Source organism: Kitasatospora acidiphila, assembly GCF_006636205.1.
Taxonomy (GTDB): domain Bacteria; phylum Actinomycetota; class Actinomycetes; order Streptomycetales; family Streptomycetaceae; genus Kitasatospora; species Kitasatospora acidiphila.
In genome coordinates this window covers 826,721-844,426 of record NZ_VIGB01000003.1, presented here as the reverse complement: position 1 = coordinate 844,426, position 17,706 = coordinate 826,721, and the positions used below count along the sequence as shown (strand labels likewise).

At 72.6% G+C, this 17,706-nt stretch carries 16 protein-coding genes; 6 read left to right on the top strand and 10 right to left on the bottom strand.

Annotated features, from left to right (window positions below):
- Window positions 1-471, bottom strand: coding sequence for a VOC family protein (locus E6W39_RS04655; protein WP_228717965.1), 471 nt, complete (start codon window positions 469-471; stop codon window positions 1-3).
- Window positions 472-678: 207 nt separating this feature from the next.
- Between E6W39_RS04655 and E6W39_RS04650 the strand changes: the two genes are divergently transcribed.
- Together E6W39_RS04650 and E6W39_RS04645 are read left to right on the top strand one after the other, a co-directional pair.
- Entirely contained in the window at window positions 679-912 is a 234-nt protein-coding gene (locus E6W39_RS04650; protein ID WP_220140161.1) for a hypothetical protein, read from the top strand.
- A gap of 10 nt (window positions 913-922) precedes the next feature.
- Window positions 923-2,185 (top strand): SPFH domain-containing protein, encoded by a 1,263-nt coding sequence (locus tag E6W39_RS04645; protein ID WP_141632397.1) that lies wholly within the window; start codon window positions 923-925, stop codon window positions 2,183-2,185.
- On the opposite strand, the gene E6W39_RS04640 is transcribed toward E6W39_RS04645, so the two are convergent.
- Both E6W39_RS04640 and E6W39_RS04635 read right to left on the bottom strand, forming a co-directional pair.
- A complete protein-coding gene (locus tag E6W39_RS04640; protein WP_141632396.1) occupies window positions 2,182-3,081 on the bottom strand; it encodes a S41 family peptidase in 900 nt (299 codons plus the stop codon). The two genes, E6W39_RS04645 and E6W39_RS04640, sit on opposite strands and share 4 nt — an antisense overlap.
- Window positions 3,082-3,137: 56 nt before the next feature.
- Complete coding sequence (locus tag E6W39_RS04635) at window positions 3,138-3,857, bottom strand: Mut7-C RNAse domain-containing protein (RefSeq protein WP_141637539.1); 720 nt, start codon at window positions 3,855-3,857, stop codon at window positions 3,138-3,140.
- 127 nt (window positions 3,858-3,984) lie between these two features.
- Here E6W39_RS04635 and E6W39_RS04630 point away from each other — a divergent pair, with 127 nt between their 5' ends.
- The gene (locus E6W39_RS04630) at window positions 3,985-4,647 is read left to right on the top strand and encodes an NAD(P)H-binding protein (RefSeq protein ID WP_141632395.1); all 663 of its coding nucleotides are present in this window, start codon (window positions 3,985-3,987) and stop codon (window positions 4,645-4,647) included.
- A gap of 51 nt (window positions 4,648-4,698) precedes the next feature.
- Here the strand turns inward: E6W39_RS04630 and E6W39_RS04625 are convergent, their stop codons facing one another.
- The 3 genes from E6W39_RS04625 to E6W39_RS04615 all read right to left on the bottom strand — a co-directional run bounded on the left by E6W39_RS04625 (window position 4,699) and on the right by E6W39_RS04615 (window position 7,103).
- Window positions 4,699-5,130, bottom strand: a complete 432-nt coding sequence (locus E6W39_RS04625; protein WP_141632394.1) for a VOC family protein — start codon at window positions 5,128-5,130, stop codon at window positions 4,699-4,701.
- Between the two features lie 70 nt (window positions 5,131-5,200).
- On the bottom strand, window positions 5,201-5,641 hold the full coding sequence (locus E6W39_RS04620) for a helix-turn-helix transcriptional regulator (RefSeq protein WP_141632393.1): 441 nt from the start codon (window positions 5,639-5,641) through the stop codon (window positions 5,201-5,203).
- An 85-nt stretch (window positions 5,642-5,726) separates the two neighbouring features.
- Window positions 5,727-7,103, bottom strand: a complete 1,377-nt coding sequence (locus tag E6W39_RS04615; protein ID WP_141632392.1) for a cation:dicarboxylate symporter family transporter — start codon at window positions 7,101-7,103, stop codon at window positions 5,727-5,729.
- A 127-nt stretch (window positions 7,104-7,230) separates the two neighbouring features.
- Between E6W39_RS04615 and E6W39_RS04610 the strand changes: the two genes are divergently transcribed.
- Window positions 7,231-8,859, top strand: a complete 1,629-nt coding sequence (locus E6W39_RS04610; protein ID WP_141632391.1) for a sensor histidine kinase — start codon at window positions 7,231-7,233, stop codon at window positions 8,857-8,859.
- 5 nt (window positions 8,860-8,864) lie between these two features.
- Window positions 8,865-9,536 carry a response regulator gene (locus tag E6W39_RS04605; RefSeq protein WP_141632390.1) on the top strand — a complete coding sequence of 224 codons (672 nt, stop codon included), beginning with the start codon at window positions 8,865-8,867 and terminating at the stop codon, window positions 9,534-9,536.
- Here the strand turns inward: E6W39_RS04605 and E6W39_RS04600 are convergent.
- A complete protein-coding gene (locus E6W39_RS04600) occupies window positions 9,521-10,318 on the bottom strand; it encodes a class I SAM-dependent methyltransferase (protein WP_141632389.1) in 798 nt (265 codons plus the stop codon). The genes E6W39_RS04605 and E6W39_RS04600 overlap by 16 nt on opposite strands.
- Window positions 10,319-10,376: 58 nt before the next feature.
- On the opposite strand from E6W39_RS04600, the gene E6W39_RS04595 reads away from it, so the two are divergent.
- Window positions 10,377-10,973: a TetR/AcrR family transcriptional regulator gene (locus E6W39_RS04595; RefSeq protein ID WP_141632388.1), complete on the top strand. Its 597-nt coding sequence runs from the start codon at window positions 10,377-10,379 to the stop codon at window positions 10,971-10,973.
- 15 nt (window positions 10,974-10,988) lie between these two features.
- On the opposite strand, the gene E6W39_RS04590 is transcribed toward E6W39_RS04595, so the two are convergent.
- The 3 genes from E6W39_RS04590 to E6W39_RS04580 form a co-directional block, all read right to left on the bottom strand.
- Window positions 10,989-12,701 carry a SpoIIE family protein phosphatase gene (locus E6W39_RS04590; protein ID WP_141632387.1) on the bottom strand — a complete coding sequence of 571 codons (1,713 nt, stop codon included), beginning with the start codon at window positions 12,699-12,701 and terminating at the stop codon, window positions 10,989-10,991.
- 142 nt (window positions 12,702-12,843) lie between these two features.
- The gene (locus tag E6W39_RS04585; RefSeq protein WP_141632386.1) at window positions 12,844-15,705 is read right to left on the bottom strand and encodes a glycosyl hydrolase 2 galactose-binding domain-containing protein; all 2,862 of its coding nucleotides are present in this window, start codon (window positions 15,703-15,705) and stop codon (window positions 12,844-12,846) included.
- Window positions 15,706-15,764: 59 nt separating this feature from the next.
- Window positions 15,765-17,522, bottom strand: coding sequence for a glycosyl hydrolase family 8 (locus E6W39_RS04580; RefSeq protein ID WP_141632385.1), 1,758 nt, complete (start codon window positions 17,520-17,522; stop codon window positions 15,765-15,767).
- Window positions 17,523-17,706 lie beyond the last annotated feature (184 nt).

The window sequence follows — 17,706 nt, the reverse complement described above, 5'->3', positions numbered from 1 at the left end:
TCAGTTACCGCCCATCGCGGCTTTGGCGCGGGCTGCCATCTGCTGCGGCGAGACGTCCTCGACATGGCTGGCCACGGTCCAGCGGTGACCCCACGGGTCCTCGAAGGTGCCGGACCGGTCGCCGTAGAACTGGTTCTTCAGCGGCCGCAGTTCGAGCGCGCCGGCGGCCAGCGCGGCGGCCCACACCGCGTCGACGTCCGCCACGTAGAGGTTCAGCAGCACCGGTGAGCCGCCGACCGTCTGCGGGCTGCGCGCGCCCACCTCCGGGTGCTCGTCGGCGATCATGAGCACCGAGTCGCCGGCCGCCAGCTCTGCGTGCCCGATCCGCCCGTCCGGGCCGGTCAGCCGGTCGCCGCGCTGCTCGAACCCGAGCACCGAGGTGTAGAACTCGATGGCCTCGGCGGCGCGCCGGACGAAGACGTAGGGGCACAGGCGCGGGTAGCCGTCCGGGATCGGCTGGACCTTGGACACGGGGGCTCCTGGGTTCGCTCGGCGGCGCGGTCGGGTGATCGCGGTCAGCGTGGCACGGCGCGGGGTGCCCCGGGCGGGCGGCATGCCGCAGGCTGGGCCGGGCGGGTGAGGGGCCGGGGCTTTGACCGGCTCCTTTGCGCCGTGGGCTCGTTAGATTGGACAGCAGAGGTACGACCGACCCTGCTAGCGCGGCCGGCCGGAGAGCGGGTGAGCCTGATGGGTGTGCCGAGGGAGGCGGACGAGAGCCCGGTCGGCGCGGTCGGCCGGGTCACGGTTCCGATCCCGCCGGACGGGCCCGGCGAGGTGCTGGTGCCGGTGCGCGGCGGCAGCGAGGCGTTCGCGGCCTGGGCGGACCGGCCGATCGCCCGGCACGCGCTGGTGATGGTGGTGGAGCACACCTCGGCGCGCTCCGTCGTGGTCGTACCGTTCCCCGAGTCGTGAGGAGCCCGTGATGTTGTTCTGGCACGTTCCGGCGCCCAATGAGGCGTTGCTGATCTCCGGGTCCAAACGGCAGGCCCAGGACACCCAGTTCCGGATCGTCACCGGACACGGCAGTTTCGTGATGCCCGTCAAGCAGAAGGCGCGGATGCTGTCGCTGGCGCTGCGCGAGGCGGAGATCGCCGAGGACTGCGTCACCCAGCAGGGCATCCGGCTGACGGTGCGGGCCGTGACGGTGTTCAAGGTGGGTGACGACCACCTCTCCATCGCCAACGCGGCGCGGCGCTTCCTCGCCGAGCAGGCCCGGATGGAGGAGCTGGTCGGCCGGATCTTCGCGGGCCATCTGCGGTCCATCATCGGCGGGTTGACGGTGGAGCAGATCATCCGGGAGCGGGACCGGGTGGCGCAGGAGGTCAAGGCCGGCAGCCACACCGAGATGGAGAAGCTCGGCATCGTGGTGGACGCCCTGCAGATCCAGGAGATCGAGGACGCCACCGGCTACATCACCAACCTGGCCGCCCCGCATGCCGCAGCCGTCGCCAGCCAGGCGCGGATCGCCCAGGCCCGGGCCGACCAGGAGGCCGCCCAGCGGGAGCAGGAGGCGGCCGCGCTCAAGGCGCAGTACGAGCGGGACACCGCGATCAAGCGGGCCGGCTTCGTGGCCGAGACCGAGCAGGCCAACGCGGCGGCATCGCAGGCCGGGCCGCTGGCCCAGGCCAGGGCCACCCAGGAGGTCATCGAGGAGCAGACCCAACTGGCCCGCCGTCAGGCCGACTTGGCCGCCCAGCGGCTGGAGGCCGAGGTGCGCCGGCCGGCTGACGCCGAGGCCTACAAGCAGCGCACCCTCGCCGAGGCGCAGCGCGACCGGGCCAAGTTCGAGGCCGAGGGTGATGCCTACCGGCGCACCACACTGGCCACGGCGGAGGCCCAGGCGGTGCGGGTGCAGGCGGACGGCGCTGCCTACGCCGAGCGGACCACCGCCGATGCGCAGGCCGCCGCGAACAACGCGCGGGCCGAATCGCTGCGGGGCGGCGCCCAGGAGCTGATCGCGGCCAACCGGGTGGTGGAGAACCTGCCCGCGCTGGTGGACGCCGCCGCCCGCGGCCTGGCGGGCGCCAACCTGACGGTGCTCAACGGCAGCGAAGGCCTGGCCCAGGTGGCGACCGGGATCGTCGGCCAGGGCCTGGCGATCTTCGACGCCCTCAAGCAGGTCACCCCGCGCGGCGGCGAGGTGGCCAGGCCGGATGCGAGCAAGGGTGAGGGTGAGCCGGGTTAGGAGTCCGCGACCTTCTCGAGCGCGTCCTGGTAGGCCACCTCGAACGCCTGCTCGGCGGACACGGCGATGTCCGGGGTCACGCCGGTGCCCTCCCAGTCGCCGCCGGTCACCGGGTTGATCGACCGGGCGTACGGCACGGTCACGCTGATGTGCTCGCTGAGGGGGTAGTAACCGGTCGGGTGCGCCCCGCCCCTGGTGCTCTCGCCGACCAGCACGGCACGGCCCCTGGCCTTGAGGTTGTACGCCAGGTCCTCGGCGCCCGAGAAGGTGACCGGGCCGGTCAGCACGTACACCGGGCGGTCGAGGTAGCGCTCGCCCGGCAGGTAGGGCGTGGTCCAGAACTGCTGGGTGAGCCCGGTGGTGCGCCGGTGCACGTCGGTCAGGTGCACGGCCTCGCCGCCCGGGAACAGGTAGCTGCACCAGTACGCCATGCCGTAGGTCGAGCCGCCGCGGTTGGCCCGCAGGTCGAGGATGAGCGCCTTGGTGTTGGCGATCAGCGCCATCGCCGCGGAGATCATCGGCGCGCCGTCGCCGGGCTCGGCCACCAGCGTGGTCTCGATGTAGCCGATGTCGCCCGCGAGCCGCTCCACCCGGCGGATGCCCTGGTTCTCGGCACGGGCCAGCTCGGCGAAGAAGTCCTCGTCCTCCTCGCCCGCGTCGTCGAGCTCCTGCGCCTCGTCGCTCCACAGCAGGCGCAGGTGTTTGTCGCCGTTGGTCCGCTGGAGGTCCGCGGTCACCGCCTCGCACAGCGCTTCGCCGGCCAGCCGCTCGTACGCCCCCTCGGCCAGCCGGCCGCGCACCAGGGCCGCGATCTGTTCGGCCTGGTCCTCGAAGATGTACTCGGCGGTCAGCCGGCCCAGCGCGGCTTCGATGATCTGATCAGTGGTGATCCCCATGGCGGGCGATGGTAGCGATGATCCACTTCGGGGAGAACCCCGTGAGCCCTGCCGGATCAGGCGTACTCGCGCAGGGCTTCCTCGACGATCGCGTCCAGCCGGGCGTGGTGGGCGCCGCGCCAGTAGACCTGGCCGCAGTCGGTGCACTGGGCGAAGGCGTCGTAGTTGCGCTCGGTGCCGTGCGCCAGCCGCTCCTGCACCGCCGCCTTGGCGGTCTGCTCCAGCAGGCCGTTGCAGGCCGTGCACCTGGTCCACGGCGCGAGGGCGGGCGTGAAGCGGGACAGCACATCGCGCAGCTGCTCGGCCGGGCGGTGGCTGTAGATGTACGCACCGGCCCACAGCTCGCGGCGGCGCAGCAGCCCCCGGTCGCGGGAGAGCATCACCCGCTGCTCGGCGGCCGACCGGGTGGCCAGCGCGGCGTCGCCGATGTCGAGGTTCTCGTAGGCAGCGTCCACGCCGAGCAGGCGCAGCCGGCGGGCCAGCGTGCCCAAGTGCACGTCGAGCAGGAAGCGGGCCGGGCCGGGCAGCCGCTGCGGCCGCTCGACGCCGCGCACGGCGACCCGCTCGCCCTGCGCCGGGATGTGCCCCGGGCGGACCGGCCGGTCGTCCACCAGCAGCTCGCCGACCTCGGTCAGCGGGACGCCCAGCGACTCGACCACATGGCCGAGCGTGGACACGCCGTCCACCCGGACCACCGACTGTTCGCGGCGCTGGGCGGCGGCGAGGAACACCTGCAGGTCGGCCGCGAAGCCGATGGTGATCTGCGGCTTCTCCAAGAGCTCCGGTTTCTCCACGCCGCCAGCATGCCAGGGCGGGCCGGTGCGCGGCCAACGGTTTCCGAGCTGCCGCTCCTGACGGGGTGTCAGCTCTGGGGTGCGGAGGGTGCGGCGTAGGCTCCGGACCATGCGCATTGTCATCGCGGGTGGACACGGTCAGATCGCGCGGCGCCTGGAGCGGCTGCTGAGCGCGCGGGGAGACGAGGTCGCCGGGATCATCCGGAAGCCGGAGCAGTCCGGGGACTTGGAGGCGGCGGGCGCCGAGCCGGTGCTCTGCGACCTGGAGGCGGCCTCGGTCGACGAGGTCGCGGGCATCCTGCGCGGTGCGGACGCCGCGGTGTTCGCGGCCGGCGCCGGCGCGGGCAGCGGCGTGGCCCGCAAGGACACGGTCGACCGGGGCGCCTGCGCGCTGTTCGCGGACGCCGCCGAGGCCGCCGGGGTGCGGCGCTTCCTGGTGGTCTCCTCGATGGGCGCCGACGCGGCCGCGCCGGACGGTGCCGACCCGGTCTTCGGCGCCTACCTGCGGGCCAAGGGCGCGGCGGACGACGACGTGCGGGCCCGCGAGCGGTTGGACTGGACGATCCTGCGCCCCGGCATGCTGACCGATGCGCCCGGCACCGGTCAGGTGACCCTCGCCGAGCGGACCGGGCGGGGCGCGGTCTCGCGTGACGACGTGGCCGCGGTGCTGCTCGCGCTGCTGGACGAGCCGGGGACGGCCGGGCGGACCCTGGAGCTGATCGGCGGCGCCGTCCCGGTGGCCGGCGCGGCGCGCCAGGCGGCAGGCAACTGACGCCGGGCCACCGGGAGTTGACGGCACTCCCGGCGGCCCGCGGTGCGGCGCCTACTGGTTGGGCAGCTCGAACAGCTGGGTCAGCCGGATCTGGTTGCCCGACGGATCGCGGAACCCGCAGTCGCGGCCGTACGGGCGGTCCTCCGGCTTGTCGACGAAGTCGACGCCACGGCCGGACAGTTCGGCGTAGGCGGCGTCGCAGTCGTCGGTGCTGAGGAAGACCGCGTTGGCGAAGCCCTTGCCCACCACGTCGAGCACCTGCTCGCGGGTCTGGTCGTCCATGACCGGTTGGCCGGGCACGGCCATCAGGCAGACCGAGATGTCGTCCTGGCCGACCGGGCCGACGGTGAGCCAGCGGAAGTTTCCGAGCTCGGGCAGGGTGACGTCGGCGCGGACCTCGAAGCCCACCTTGTTGGTCCAGAAGTCCAGGGCGACCTCCTGGTCGTGCACCCACAGCTGGGCGGTGGCGATCTTGATGGTCATGGGTCCTCTCCACCTTTCCTAGGGATTCCTCCGGGCGTTTCGGGCTGCGCTCCGCCCGGACGACGTACCGTCAACCTATGACCGGGCCGTCGGCGCCGTCTTCTCGAAACGTGCGGTGTTGCGGGCGGCCGTAGGCGCGCAGCACACAGCCCGGGACCAGGGCGTAGTCGGCGGCCGGCGGATAGGCGGCGCGGTAGGCGGCCGGCGAGCGCCCGTACATCCTGGTGAAGCTGGTGGTGAAGGAGCCCAGGCTGTTCAGGCCCACGTCGAAGCAGATCCGGGCGATCGGCCGGTCGGTGGTGCGCAGCAGGCTGGCGGCCCGCTCCAGGCGCCTGGTGAGCAGGTAGACGTGCGGGGACTCGCCGAAGGCCTGCCGGAACGCCCGGCTGAAATGCGCGCGGGACAGGCCGGCCGCCGCCGCCAGATCGGCCACCGCGAGCGGCTCGGCGTACCTGGCGTCGGCGAGGTCCTTGGCCCGCAGCAGATGGCGGGCGGGCGGGAGAGCTGCCATGGGGCCCAGGCTAGGTCGCCGCACCGACAGCGCCGGGCCCGCACCGCGGATACGACGCGGTGCGGGCCCGGCGGAGCGTCGCAGGTCAGGCGTTGGCGAGCTCGGGCGCGGCGCCGCCCTGCGGCGGCAGGTCCGCACCGGCGGCCGTGGCGTCGGCGAGCGCGCTCTCGTCGAACGGCAGGTCGCCGCCGAGCACGCGGTGGGCCCGGTCGTGGTCGAGCTCCTTGGTCCAGTGCCCGATCAGCACGGTGGCGACCGCGTTGCCGGCGAAGTTGGTGAGGGCGCGCGCCTCGGACATGAAGCGGTCGATGCCGACGATCAGACCGACCCCGTCGACCAGCTCGGGCCGGTGCGACTGCAGACCGCCGGCCAGTGTGGCCAGGCCCGCGCCGGTGACGCCCGCCGCGCCCTTGCTGGCGATCACCATGAACACCAGCAGCGAGACCTGCTGGCCGAGCGAGAGCGGCTTGTCCATCGCCTGGGAGATGAAGATCGAGGCCATGGTGAGGTAGATCGCGGTGCCGTCCAGGTTGAAGCTGTAGCCGGTCGGGACGGTGATGCCGACCACCGGGCGGCTCACGCCCAGGTGCTCCATCTTGGCGATCAGGCGCGGCAGCGCGCTCTCCGAGGAGGAGGTGGAGAGGATCAGCAGGAACTCGCGGCCCAGGTAGCGCAGCAGGGCCAGCACATTGACGCCGGCCACCAGGCGCAGCAGCAGGCCGAGCACCACGACCACGAAGACGATGCAGGTCAGGTAGAAGCCGACCATGATCACAGCGAGGCTCTTCAGGGCGGCCACACCGGTCGCGCCGACCAGGGCGGCCATCGCGCCGAAGGCGCCGATCGGGGCCACCCACATGATCATCGACATGATCCTGAAGACCAGCCGCTGCAGGTGCTCGACGCCGCGCAGCACCGGGGCGCCGGCCGCGCCCATCGCCTGCAGGGCGAAGCCGGTGAGCAGCGCCACCAGCAGGGTCTGCAGCACCTGGCCCTCGGTCAGCGCCGAGACCAGGGTGGTCGGGATGATCCCCAGCAGGAAGTCGGCGGTGTGGGTGGCGCCCTGCGCCGCCTGGGCGTGGCCGGCCTTGGCCAGGGCCTGGGTGAGGTGCAGCCCGGAGCCCGGCTCCAGCAGGTTGCCGACCAGTAGGCCGAGCGCCAGCGCGATGGTCGAGGTCACCAGGAAGTAGCCGAGCGCCAGACCGCCGACCTTGCCCACCTTGGCGGCCTTGCTGACCGAGCCGACCCCCAGCACGATGGTGCAGAAGATCACCGGGCTGATCATCATCTTGATCAGGTTGACGAACGCGGTGCCGATCGGCTTCAGCTGCACCGCGAACCCGGGCGCCGCGAAGCCCAGCACCACACCGAGCACCACGGCGGCCAGCACTGCCAGGTACAGGTACTGAGTGCGGTCGCCGCGTCCGGCCGGTCTGCCGGCGGCGGTGGGAGAGGCGGACATGGGTCGGCTCCTTTGCCTGGGTGGGGGCTGCCCTTGGGGATGAGGGTGATCCGACTATCGGGGTCATGGTGATGCCCGTCACCCTTGCGTTCATAGAGTTCACGCGCGGTGCGGCACACTGTCCGACATGCCAGTTCGTCTCTCGTCCGCACCGCGCCGGGTGCTGCGCAGCCTGGCCGGGCAGCTGTTCGCGGTCCAGGTGGTGATCGTCGCGGTGGTGGTGGCCGGCGGCGCGCTGCCGGCCTACCTGGCCACCGCCGACCAGGCGCGGAAGACCGCGCGCGGGCAGGCCACCGCCGTGGCCCGGTCGGTCGCGGACGCCCCCTCGGTCCGTCAGGCCGTGCTCGGCCCGGACCCGACGGCCGCGCTGGAGCCCTACGCGGAGCAGGTGTGGACCGACACCGGCGTGGACTTCGTGACCGTGATGGACACCCACGGCATCCGCTGGGCGCACCGCGACCCGGCCCAGATCGGCAAGCCCTTCCTGGGCACCATCGGCCCCGCGCTGCGCGGCCAGACCTTCACCGAGACCTACACCGGCACGCTCGGCCCCTCGGTGCGGGCGGTCACGCCGGTGCTGGACGACCAGGGGCGGGTCGTCGCGCTGGTCAGCGCCGGCATCACGGTGCAGGAGATCAGCCACCGGCTCCAGGGGCCGCTGCTCGCGCTGCTCGGCGTCGCGGGCGGCGCGCTGCTGGTCGGCGGCGTCGGCACCTACCTGGCCAACGCCCGGCTGCGCCGGCACACCCACGGCATGGGCGCCGCCGAACTCAGCCACCTCTACGAGTACCACCAGGCCACCCTGCACTCGGTGCGCGAGGGGCTGATCCTCCTCGACCCGGCCGGGCGGGTGGTGCTCTGCAACGACGCCGCCCGGGACCTGCTGGGGTGTCAGAGCGCAGACGCGGGCGCGGAGTTCGGCTCACTCGGCCTGCCGCAGTCGCTGGTGGCCGCAGTGCTCGGGCCCGAGCCGGTGCACGACGAGGTGCATCTGACAGCTGACCGGGTGGTGCTGGTCAACACCTCGGCGATCGGCGACCAGGCCGCACTCGGCACCGTGGTGACCTTGCGCGACCACACCGAACTCCAGGCACTGGTGGGCGAACTGGACACCGTGCGCGGCTTCGGCGAGGCCCTCGGCGCGCAGGCGCACGAGGCCGCGAACCGGCTGCACGCCGTGGTCTCGCTGGTCGAACTGGGCCGCCACCGCGAGGCCGTGGAGTTTGCCACCACCGAACTCGCGCTCGCCCAGCGGCTCACCGACCAGGTGGTGGCCGCGGTCGGTGAACCGGTGCTCTCAGCCCTCCTGCTGGGCAAGGCGGCACAAGCGGCCGAGAGCGGCGTGGAGTTCCGCCTGACCCCGGACAGCCGGATCGACGACGGCGTGCTGCCGCCCCGGCTGCCGGCCCGCGACCTGGTGACCATCCTCGGCAACCTGATCGACAACGCCCTGGACGCCGCCGTCGAGGGCGCCGCGGCGGACGGCGCCGCGCCCGAGGTGGTGGTCACCGCCCGCGCCGAGGACGGTGAACTGCTGCTGCGGGTCGCGGACACCGGGCCCGGGATCGCCCCGGACGCGGTCGGTGAGGTCTTCCGGCGCGGCTGGTCCACCAAGCAGCGCACCGGGCGCGGCCTCGGCCTGGCCCTGGTCGCCCAGGCCGCCCGGCGCAACGGCGGCACCGTCGAGGTCGGGCGGGAGCGCGGCGCGGTGCTGACCGTCCGACTGCCGCTGCGCCAGGCCGTGGTGGCGGGGTGAGCGGGATGATCGAGGTCCTGGTGGTGGAGGACGACCGGGTCGCGGCGGACGCGCACACCCTCTACGTGAACCGGGCGCCCGGCTTCCGCACGGCGGGCACCGTGCACTCGGCGCGGGACGCGCTGCGCTTCCTGGAGCGGAACAGGATCGACCTGGTGCTGCTCGACCTGCACCTGCCCGACGGGCACGGCCTCCAGCTCTGCCAGCGGCTGCGCGCCGCCGGGAACGAGGTGGACGTCATCGCCGTCACCTCCGCCCGCGAACTGGCCACCGTGCGGCAGGCCGTCGCGATCGGTGTGGTGCAGTACCTGCTCAAGCCGTTCAGCGCGGCCACCATCCAGGACCGGTTGGAGCGTTACGCCCGCTACCGGGCCTCGCTGGCCCGGACCGGGGAGGCGTCCGGGCAGGACGAGGTGGACCGCGCCTTCGCCGCACTGCGCAGCACCGAGCGCAGCACGCTCCCCAAGGGCCTGAGCGCCGAGACCCTGGACGCGGTCGCCCGGGTGCTGAGGGCGGCCGACGGGAGCCTGACGGCCGCGGCGGCGGGCACGGCGGCCGGGGTCTCCCGGATCACCGCGCGCCGCTACCTGGAGCACCTGGTGGACACCGGCCAGGCCGTCCGGGAGCCGCGCTACGGGCAGGTCGGGCGGCCGGAGTTGTGCTACCGGGCGCGCTGAGCAGCCGTGACCGCGACGGTGGCGTAGCTCGCCGTGAAGGAGCCGCCCAGCTCGTCGATCGCGGCGCCGACGCCCGCCAGCACGGGGGCCAGCCGGTCCGCCGGCAGGCGGGTGAGGGTGCCGTGGGTGGGCAGTTGGTCCAGCCACTCGTCGCGGGTGTAGCGGTGCTCCCAGTCGAACCGCCACTGCTCGGGCACCTCGAAGGCGCCCGACGCGTGGATGCCGTCGACGGCCTTGGCGAAGATCGCCTGGTAGTGCTGCAGGGGCTGCGCGCCGGCGGCGGGGAACGGCACTTCGGGCACCGCCTGCCGGTAGATCGCGGTGACGGCCTGCGCCAACTCCGGGGGCAGGGCGAACGCATGCCAGAACGCCGCCAACCTCCCGCCCGGGCGCAGTACTCGCGCCGCCTTCGCGGCGCCCGCCACCGGGTCCACCCAGTGCCAGGCGGTCCCGGCGATGACGGCGTCGAACCGACGGCCCGCCGGGTCCCAGGCCTCGAAGGTGGCCTCCTCGACGGTCAGTCCGTCGCGTCGCGCGAACTCGGCCATCCGTGGATCGGGTTCGACGCCGAGCACGGTGCAGCCGGCCGCCCGGAACTGGCGGGCCGCCGTACCGGTGCCGCAGCCGACGTCGAGCACCTCAGGCCCGGGGCCGGCCTCGATGATCCGCTGCACCATGGCATCGGGGTAGGCGGGGCGGGTGCGGTCGTAGCGGGCGGCGTCGACGCCGAAGGACTCGGCCATCGCGCGCTGCCGATGGGGTTCTGACGGTAAAGTGGGCATGCGCCCACTATGAGTGGGCACATGCCCACTCGTCAACTGTCAGCCAGCGAGGAGCCCGATGCCGACCGGCGTGGCCATCCGTGATGTACGCGAGCAACTGTTCGGCGCCGCCGAGCGGATCCTGCTGCGGGACGGGCCGAGCGCGCTCACCAGCCGCGCGGTCACCGAGGAGGCCGGCTGCGCGAAGGGCGTGCTGCACCGGCACTTCGCGGACTTCGACGACTTCCTGGCCGCGCTGGTACGGGACCGGATCGCCCGACTGGACGGCCAGGCCGCCGAGTTGGCCGAGGCCGCCGGCACCGGTTCCGTCATCGGCAACCTCGCCGAGGCGCTGACCGCGCTCTTCCAGTCGGTCGCCGTCGCCGTGGTCGCACTGATCACCTTCCGCGACGAACTGCGCGCCCGACTGCGGCAGTCCGGGCCGACCACCGGCGTGCCGCTGCTGGTGGAGGCCACCGCGGTGCTCGCCGGCTACCTGGAGGCCGAACGCACCCTGGGCCGGATCGCGGCGGACGCCGACCTGGCCACCCTCGCCCCCACCCTGATCGGCGCCGGCCACCTGCTGTTCGCCGACCGCACCGCCGCGCCCCCGGACGCCGAGGCGGTACGGCGCATGGTGGCCGCGGTGCTGGCGGGCGTGCTGGTCGAGCCGTAGCTCAGAGGCGCAAGCTCAGGAGCGCACCCGGGCCCGGGCCGCGAGCAGCGCGATGTCGTCCTCGGCGGCCTGCGGGGTGAGGCCGTGCAGGGTGGCGTCGAGCAGTTCGTCCAGCGCGCCGCCGACCGGCAGCCGCAGCGCGGCCAGCCGGGCCAGCGAGGTGTCGATGTCCTCGCCGCGCCGCTCCACCAGCCCGTCGGTGTAGAGCAGCAGCACCTGGCCAGGCTGCAGCTCCCGGCTGGTCTGCTGGTACCCGCCCAGGCCGGTGCCGAGCGGCGGCCCGGTGGGCACGTCCAGCAGCTCGATCGGCCGGTCCTCACCGAGCAGGGCGGGCGGCAGGTGGCCGGCGCTGGAGAGCGTCCAGCGCTGCCGGGCCGGATCGGCCAGGGCCAGCAGGCAGGTGGCCGGGCGGGAGGACTCGTTCTCCGAGATCAGCGTGTCCAGTTGGCGCAGGATCCGGTGCGGCGGCAGGTCCATCGAGGCGACGTAGCGCAGCATCGAGCGGTAGCTGCTCATGTCCACGGCCGCCTCCACGCCGTGCCCCATCACATCGCCCATCACCAGCAGCGTGCGCCCGAACGGCAGCCGCACCGACTCGTACCAGTCGCCGCCCACCACCGAGCTGGTGCCGGACGGCAGGTAGCGGGAGGCCAGCTCCAGATTGGGGTGCGGACTGCCGGGCTCGGCGAGCAGCGCCCGCTGCAGCTCCAGCGCGATTCCCTGGGAGCGGGTGTAGCGGCGGGCGTTGTCGATGCTCAGCGCCGCTCGCCCGGCCAGGTCCTCGACCAGCACCACGTCGTCGTCCAAGAAACCGGCCGAGGTGTCGGCGGTGCGGGCCAGCGAGAGCATCCCGATCAGCTGGCCGCGGGCGGTCAGCGGCACTTCGAGCAGCGAGTCCACGCCGAGCGCCTGGTAGGCGGCCAGGGTCGCGGGATCGGCGGCGGCCGTGGCCAGCTCCTCGGGGGAGAGCTGGTTGGCGGCCACCGGCTTTCCGGTGGTCAGGCAGCGGGCGGCGGCCGAGCCGGGCCGGTAGCGAATCGTTTCGCCTGGCCGGGCCAGCTCGGTGGGCGTGCCGCTCAGCTGCGGCGCCTGGGCCATCGCCGTGCGGCGCAGCCGGGGCACGCTGCCGCCGCTCCCGCTGTCGCGCACCGCGGCGTCCGGCGGCAGCACGTCGATGGTGGCGAGGTCGGCCAATCGGGGGACGGCGAACTCGGCGAGCTCGGTGCAGGTGGTGCCGATGTCCAGGGTGGTGCCGATCCGCTCGGCGGCGGCGTCCAGCAGGGTCAGCCGGGCCCGGGCGTGCTCCAGATCGTGCCGGTCCGGGGCCAGGTCGGCGGTGGTCACGGCCAGCACCACGCCGAGGGCCCGCCCGTTCAGCTCCAGGCGCCGGGCCAGCACGGCGAGCGGGCGCTGCCACGAGCCGCGCGGCGGCAGCAGACTGTTCGCCGCCACCGTGCGGGCCCGGCCGTCGGAGAGCACCCGCCGCAGGGTCTCGGCGGCCCGCCCGTGCACCGCGCTGCCGAGCAGCTGCGCCTCGGGGTGGCCGGTCAGCCGGGCGAGGGCCGGGTTGAGGTAGCACCAGCGCAGTCGGCGGTCCAGCAGTGCGAGCCCGGTCGGGGCCTGGTCGGTCACCGCGGCCAGCAGCTCCGCGCCGTCGACGCCGAGCTCGGCGGCGGCCGCCTCCAGCAACCCTTCGGCGACGTGCCGCTCCGGATCCGCCGGGTCCACCCGCCACCTCCTCCGCCGCCGGTCACCGCGATCCGCACGAAATCCATGATCACGTTAGCGGACGTGGCCCGCATCCACGTAGAGGACAAGTATGGAGGGTCCGACGGCTCCCGGAGTCATCCGGGAGCCGTCGGTCGTGCGGTCACCCGGCAGCCGAGTCGGCCACCACGTCCGGCCCGGCGGTATTGGAACCGAGGACGCTGACCACCGGGGTCGCGCCCCGCAGGTCGGCCGAGGAGAAGCTCGCCGTCAGGGTCTCGGACTCGCCCGGCCACAGGGTGACGTCGTTGTCACCCCAGATCGCCGACCGGACCTGGTTGTCACCGGGCAGTTCGGCCCCGGTGGCGGTGCCCCGGCGCAGATCCGCGCGGAGGAAGAAGCCGACCGTCGGGGTGCTGGAGGTGTTGGTCACCGTCACCGTGAGCAGCCGGTCCGCGTTGTCCGGCCCCGGTTGGTCGGTGATCCGGGCCGATGCCGACACGGTCGCGGTCGGCAGGCTCCGCAGCGCCTTGAGGTCGGCGTAGGAGCTCATCACGGCCTGCGGCTGGCCCAGCGTCTTGGGCCAGTTGACGACGTCGGGGGTCGTGGAGTTCCAGTAGACGTTGCGGTCCAGCAGTGCGCCGTTCTGACGGAGCAGCAGCTCCACGAAGTACACGGTGCCCGCGGCCGTCGGCACCGACGGCTTCAGCACGTCGGTCACCACCTGCTGCGAAGTCAGCGACAGGGCGGGGGAGTCGCGGTCGTCCAGCAGCCTGCCCGCGGTGTCGTAGACCTTGGCCTCGACGGTCACGCCGGATCGGGTGCCGCTGCCGAGGTTGTCGACGGCCACCGTGCCGGTGTCCAGGGCGTAGAGGGCGTGCAGCGGGCGATTGGCCTGCTGGGCGCCGAAGTAGGCGCCGGCCTGGTCGCCGTCGTTGTTGTAGAGCGCCCAGAGCATGGTCGGCCACCCCTTGTTCAGCTGCCAGTAGATGGTGCCGGTGGCCGGGGCGGTGCTGTTGGTGGAGTGGTCGATGAAGGCCTCGAACTGGGCCCGGGTGGACTCGTAGTTCTGCAGCTGGGCCTCCTCGACGTACTGGGTCAGGCTGGTGGGGGCGCCGTAGCGCTTGGTGATGGCGGCGTCCAGGTTGGCGTTGGTGCCGAAGGCGTAGCCGGTGTGGCCGGTGCCCTCGTAGTTGTCGTGGTACTGGTTGTACGTCGGGGTCCTCCAGAGCGCGCTCTGCTCGGCGGGGGAGAGGAAGCGGTTGATCGAGTCGAGCGTCGGGATGGTGTCGCCCGAGCTCTGCTCGCTGTCGAAGCCCCAGGAGCCGCCCGCGTTGGTCTGGGTGGGGTCGCTGGTGCTGTAGTGCGAGGTGTCGTACCAGTAGCTTGGCGGCACCCAGTCGTAGGGCCCCTCCTTCTCACCCGAAGTACCAAGCTTGGGGCTGGTGTTGTACTCGGCGGAGGAGACGAACGGCACGTCGAAGTCGGCCGCCTTGAAGCCGTTCAGTGCCAGGGTCTCCTGGGTGGCGGTGGGTGCGTTGTCGCTCCACTGGAAGCTGAAGACCGACGGGTGGTTGCGCAGTTCCCGGCCTAGGGTCTGCGCGGTCAGCTGGTAGAGCGACTGCTGGGCGCTGGTGTAGCTGGTGTTCTCCCAGAAGTCGCAGCACTGGTAGCCGGCGTTGACCAGGATCCCGGCCGCGTCCATCTGCTGGAACCAGTCGGCGGGCATGAAGTGGCCTTCCAGCCGTACCGTGTTGACGCCCAGCGACTTCAACAGGCCGATCTGCCGGGCGGTGTCGGCGGGGTCGTAGTGCAGGAAGAGGTCCGGGTCCCAGCCGCCGCCGCGGATCACCAGCGGGGTGCCGTTCACCGTGAACTGCCGCACTCCGCCGGGCGCGCCGGCCGATGGGCCGACCAGGGCCGAATCCACGGTGCGGATGCCGAAGCTGGAGCCGGTGGAGTTGAGGACGGCCCCGCCCTGCGCGACCGAGGTGGCGAGCCGGTAGAGCGGCTGGCCGCCCAGCTGGTAGGGCCACCAGATCTGCGGCTTGGCGATGGTGAGCGTCGGCAAGGCCACCCTGCGGGTGCTGTGGGCCGCCACCGTGACGTTCTGACTGACCGTGATGTCCGCCCCGCCGCCGGGTGGCGTGACGGTGGCCGTGACGGTGCCGGTCTGGGCGGCGGCCGAGGTGTTGGTGATGTCGGTCTTCACCGTCAGCGCCGAACTGCTCAGATCGGCTGCGGTGTTCTGCACCACATGGGCGTTCCCGTCGACCAGCGGGCCGCCGGTCTCCAGCTGCACCGGGAACTGGATGCCGGTGTTGTTGTCCGGGGGGATCTGGGTCCAGTCGACGTCGTCGACGCTGAGCATGCCGGTCGGATCGTTCGGATGCAGGTCGATGGCAAGCGAGTTGCCGCCCTTGCGCAGCAGCGCGGTGATGTCGAAGACGTGCTCCGCGTATGCGCCGGTGGCGGTCGCCGCATCCGCCACCCGGGTGCCGTTGACCCAGACGTCGGCCGCGCCCACCACGCCGTTCAGCACCAGGCGGGCGCTCTGCCCGGCGGGCGGGGAGGCGAAGTCCGTGCGGTACCACCAGGGCGACTTGAACCGGGCGATGGTCTCCGGGCCGACCGCGGTCATCTGGCCGTAGCAGTTCTTCATGTTGGCCGAGTAGAAGACCTCAGGGCAACTGCCGTTCTGTAGCAGGGCGTTGATCTCGGTGCCGGGGGCGCCGCCGCCGTCGTTCGCGACGCTGAGCCAGCCGGTGGTGGCGAAACCCGGGGTGGATATCCGGCTGCCCGACTGGGTGGCGGTGGCACTGCTCTGCACCTTCCAGCCGTTGCCCGCACCGAGGTTGACCACGGCGGAGGAACCGGTGGGCGGGTCGGGGAGGTGCGGCTGGACGGTCACGGGCGGCGCCGGTGCGGCCGCACTGCCGGCGGCGGCGCCGGGTGGGTTCAGGCCGAGTAGCGCCAGCCCGAGGGCGACGGCGGCGGTGGTCAGTTTCCTACCGCGATGGGCCATGTGTGCTCCTGGATAGCGGACGGCTCCCGGCCTGGGCCGGGAGCCGCTTGGGGTTGGGGTCACTTGGTGGCGAGGGCGGTGTCGTCGATGACGAAGTCGGTGGTGCCGCCGCTGGTGTCGGTCTCGGTGCCGGTGAACTTGACCGTGACGGTCTGGCCGGCGTACCCGGAGACGTCCACCGTGTGCTGGGTGTAGCCGGTGTTGTGGTCCAGGTTGGAGTAGGTGGCCAGGGTGGTCAGCACCGTGCCGCCGGTGCTGAGGAGTTGGACCTTGAAGGTGTCGGGCTTGGCGGTGCTGGTGTTCTCGGTGGTCTCGGTGTGGAGCCAGTAGGAGAGGGTGGCGGTGCAGCCCGGGGGGATGGTGACGGTCTGGGCGGCGGTGTCGGTGTCGGCCGTGCTGTTGCCGTTGAACCAGGCGATCCAGCTGCCGGAGTGGGCCGGCTCGGCGCTGGTGCCGCTGGTGATCGGGTTGAAGCCGAGGGTTGAACTGGTGCTCCAGGGCGCGTTGTTGGCGCCGTTCTCGAAGCCCTGGTTGCCCAGCAGCTGGCCGGCCGTGCAACCGCCGCCGCCGGTGCTCCCGGTGGCCGAGGGCGACCAGTAGTCGCCGGCCATCACCAGGTAGACCAGCGTCTTGATGGTCTCGCCGTAGTAGCCGTCGCCGAACGGGTTGGTGGCGAGGTAGTTCCAGATGGTGTCGGTCCAGGCCTGGTCACCGGCCGCCATCGCCGCCGGACCCACCGCGTCACCGGCCTCCTCGGCCTGGTCGCTGGTGGAGTACGGCGTGCAGTCGAGCTTGGTGTGCGGGTAGACCTTCTGCGGGTTGCCGCCGGACTCCTGCTTGGCGCAGGCCTCTTCCTTCTTGGCGGTCGCCAGCGCGGTGGCGCCGCCGTAGAGCAGCGCGTCGGTGCCCAGGTGCCAGGGGACCCGGATCGAGTTGTAGCCGACGATGTTGTCCGGCTGGCTCTCCTGGTAGTTGGCGGGCGCCGGCTGCGGGCTGGTGGTGTCGGCGTTGACCACGAAGTCGGAGAGCAGGCCCGCGCCGGCGGAGTACTTGGCGGTGAACTCGTTGATCACGGCCTCGGTGCGGGTGATCACCTTGTTCCAGTCGTGCGCGGTGTCATAGGCGGCGAACGCCCGCAGGTGGTCCAGCATGTGGTCGCTGGGGCGGGTGTCGGTGTTGGGGCCGTCGTCCTCGCACTTGAGGTGGCCGTCCGGGGCCACGTCATGGGCGTAGATGCCGGCCAGCCAGGCCTTGGCGTCGGCGGTGTAGCCGCCCCACTGGGCGTCGGCCAGGACCAGGCCGTAGCCGATGTCCAGGTCGCCGTCGGTGGCGGCGTCGGGGGTGCCCGAGCTGTAGTACGTGCAGGTCTTGCCGTCGAGCTGCCACTCCATCAGGCCCCACTGGTCCTTGTGGTCCTTGACGAGCTGCCAGAGGCCGTTGAACTCGGTCTGGGCGTTGGTGTCGTAGCCGGCCATCAGGGGCACGATGTTCATGCCGTAGCCCTGGCCCTCGGAGACCGGGCCGTTGTTGGTGGCGTCGCCGTCTCCCTTGGTCGAGACGTAGTACTCGTTGGAGGCGCAGCCGTGGACCAGGTAGTTCGCCTTCCAGGAGTCGTACTGCTTCTGGACGGCGGCGTCGCGGCTGGCCTGGGAGGCGGACGGCAGCACGCCGGTCTTGTAGGTGGTGTGGCTGGGGAACGGGTGGCTGACGGTGGCCGCGCCGGCCGGGGCGGTGGCCAGGGCGGTGAGCGGGAGGGTCAGCAGGGCTGACACCACCGTCGAGGCGAGCAGGCGGATCTTCTTGCCGTGGGGGCGCATGCAGGCTCCTGAGCTCCAATTAGTAAAGCTTCCTAACCTGATGGGACCTTAGGGTCTACGGCTGAGCGTGGCCCGTCAAGAGGGCGGGCGGCTTTGCGTGATGCCGGTACGGCGGGTACGCCCGGGGCCGTCGCGTCGGCGTGCCGAGAGCGCGGGCACGCCCGGGGCCGTCGTGTCGGCGTGC

Coding starts and splice junctions, on each gene's coding strand:
- E6W39_RS04645 (WP_141632397.1), top strand. CDS start 923: ATGTTGTTCTGGCACGTTCCGGCGCCCAATGAGGCGTTGCTGATCTCC.
- E6W39_RS04640 (WP_141632396.1), bottom strand. CDS start 3,081: ATGGGGATCACCACTGATCAGATCATCGAAGCCGCGCTGGGCCGGCTG.
- E6W39_RS04630 (WP_141632395.1), top strand. CDS start 3,985: ATGCGCATTGTCATCGCGGGTGGACACGGTCAGATCGCGCGGCGCCTG.
- E6W39_RS04625 (WP_141632394.1), bottom strand. CDS start 5,130: ATGACCATCAAGATCGCCACCGCCCAGCTGTGGGTGCACGACCAGGAG.
- E6W39_RS04620 (WP_141632393.1), bottom strand. CDS start 5,641: ATGGCAGCTCTCCCGCCCGCCCGCCATCTGCTGCGGGCCAAGGACCTC.
- E6W39_RS04615 (WP_141632392.1), bottom strand. CDS start 7,103: ATGTCCGCCTCTCCCACCGCCGCCGGCAGACCGGCCGGACGCGGCGAC.
- E6W39_RS04610 (WP_141632391.1), top strand. CDS start 7,231: ATGCCAGTTCGTCTCTCGTCCGCACCGCGCCGGGTGCTGCGCAGCCTG.
- E6W39_RS04605 (WP_141632390.1), top strand. CDS start 8,865: ATGATCGAGGTCCTGGTGGTGGAGGACGACCGGGTCGCGGCGGACGCG.
- E6W39_RS04600 (WP_141632389.1), bottom strand. CDS start 10,318: ATGCCCACTTTACCGTCAGAACCCCATCGGCAGCGCGCGATGGCCGAG.
- E6W39_RS04595 (WP_141632388.1), top strand. CDS start 10,377: ATGCCGACCGGCGTGGCCATCCGTGATGTACGCGAGCAACTGTTCGGC.
- E6W39_RS04585 (WP_141632386.1), bottom strand. CDS start 15,705: ATGGCCCATCGCGGTAGGAAACTGACCACCGCCGCCGTCGCCCTCGGG.
- E6W39_RS04580 (WP_141632385.1), bottom strand. CDS start 17,522: ATGCGCCCCCACGGCAAGAAGATCCGCCTGCTCGCCTCGACGGTGGTG.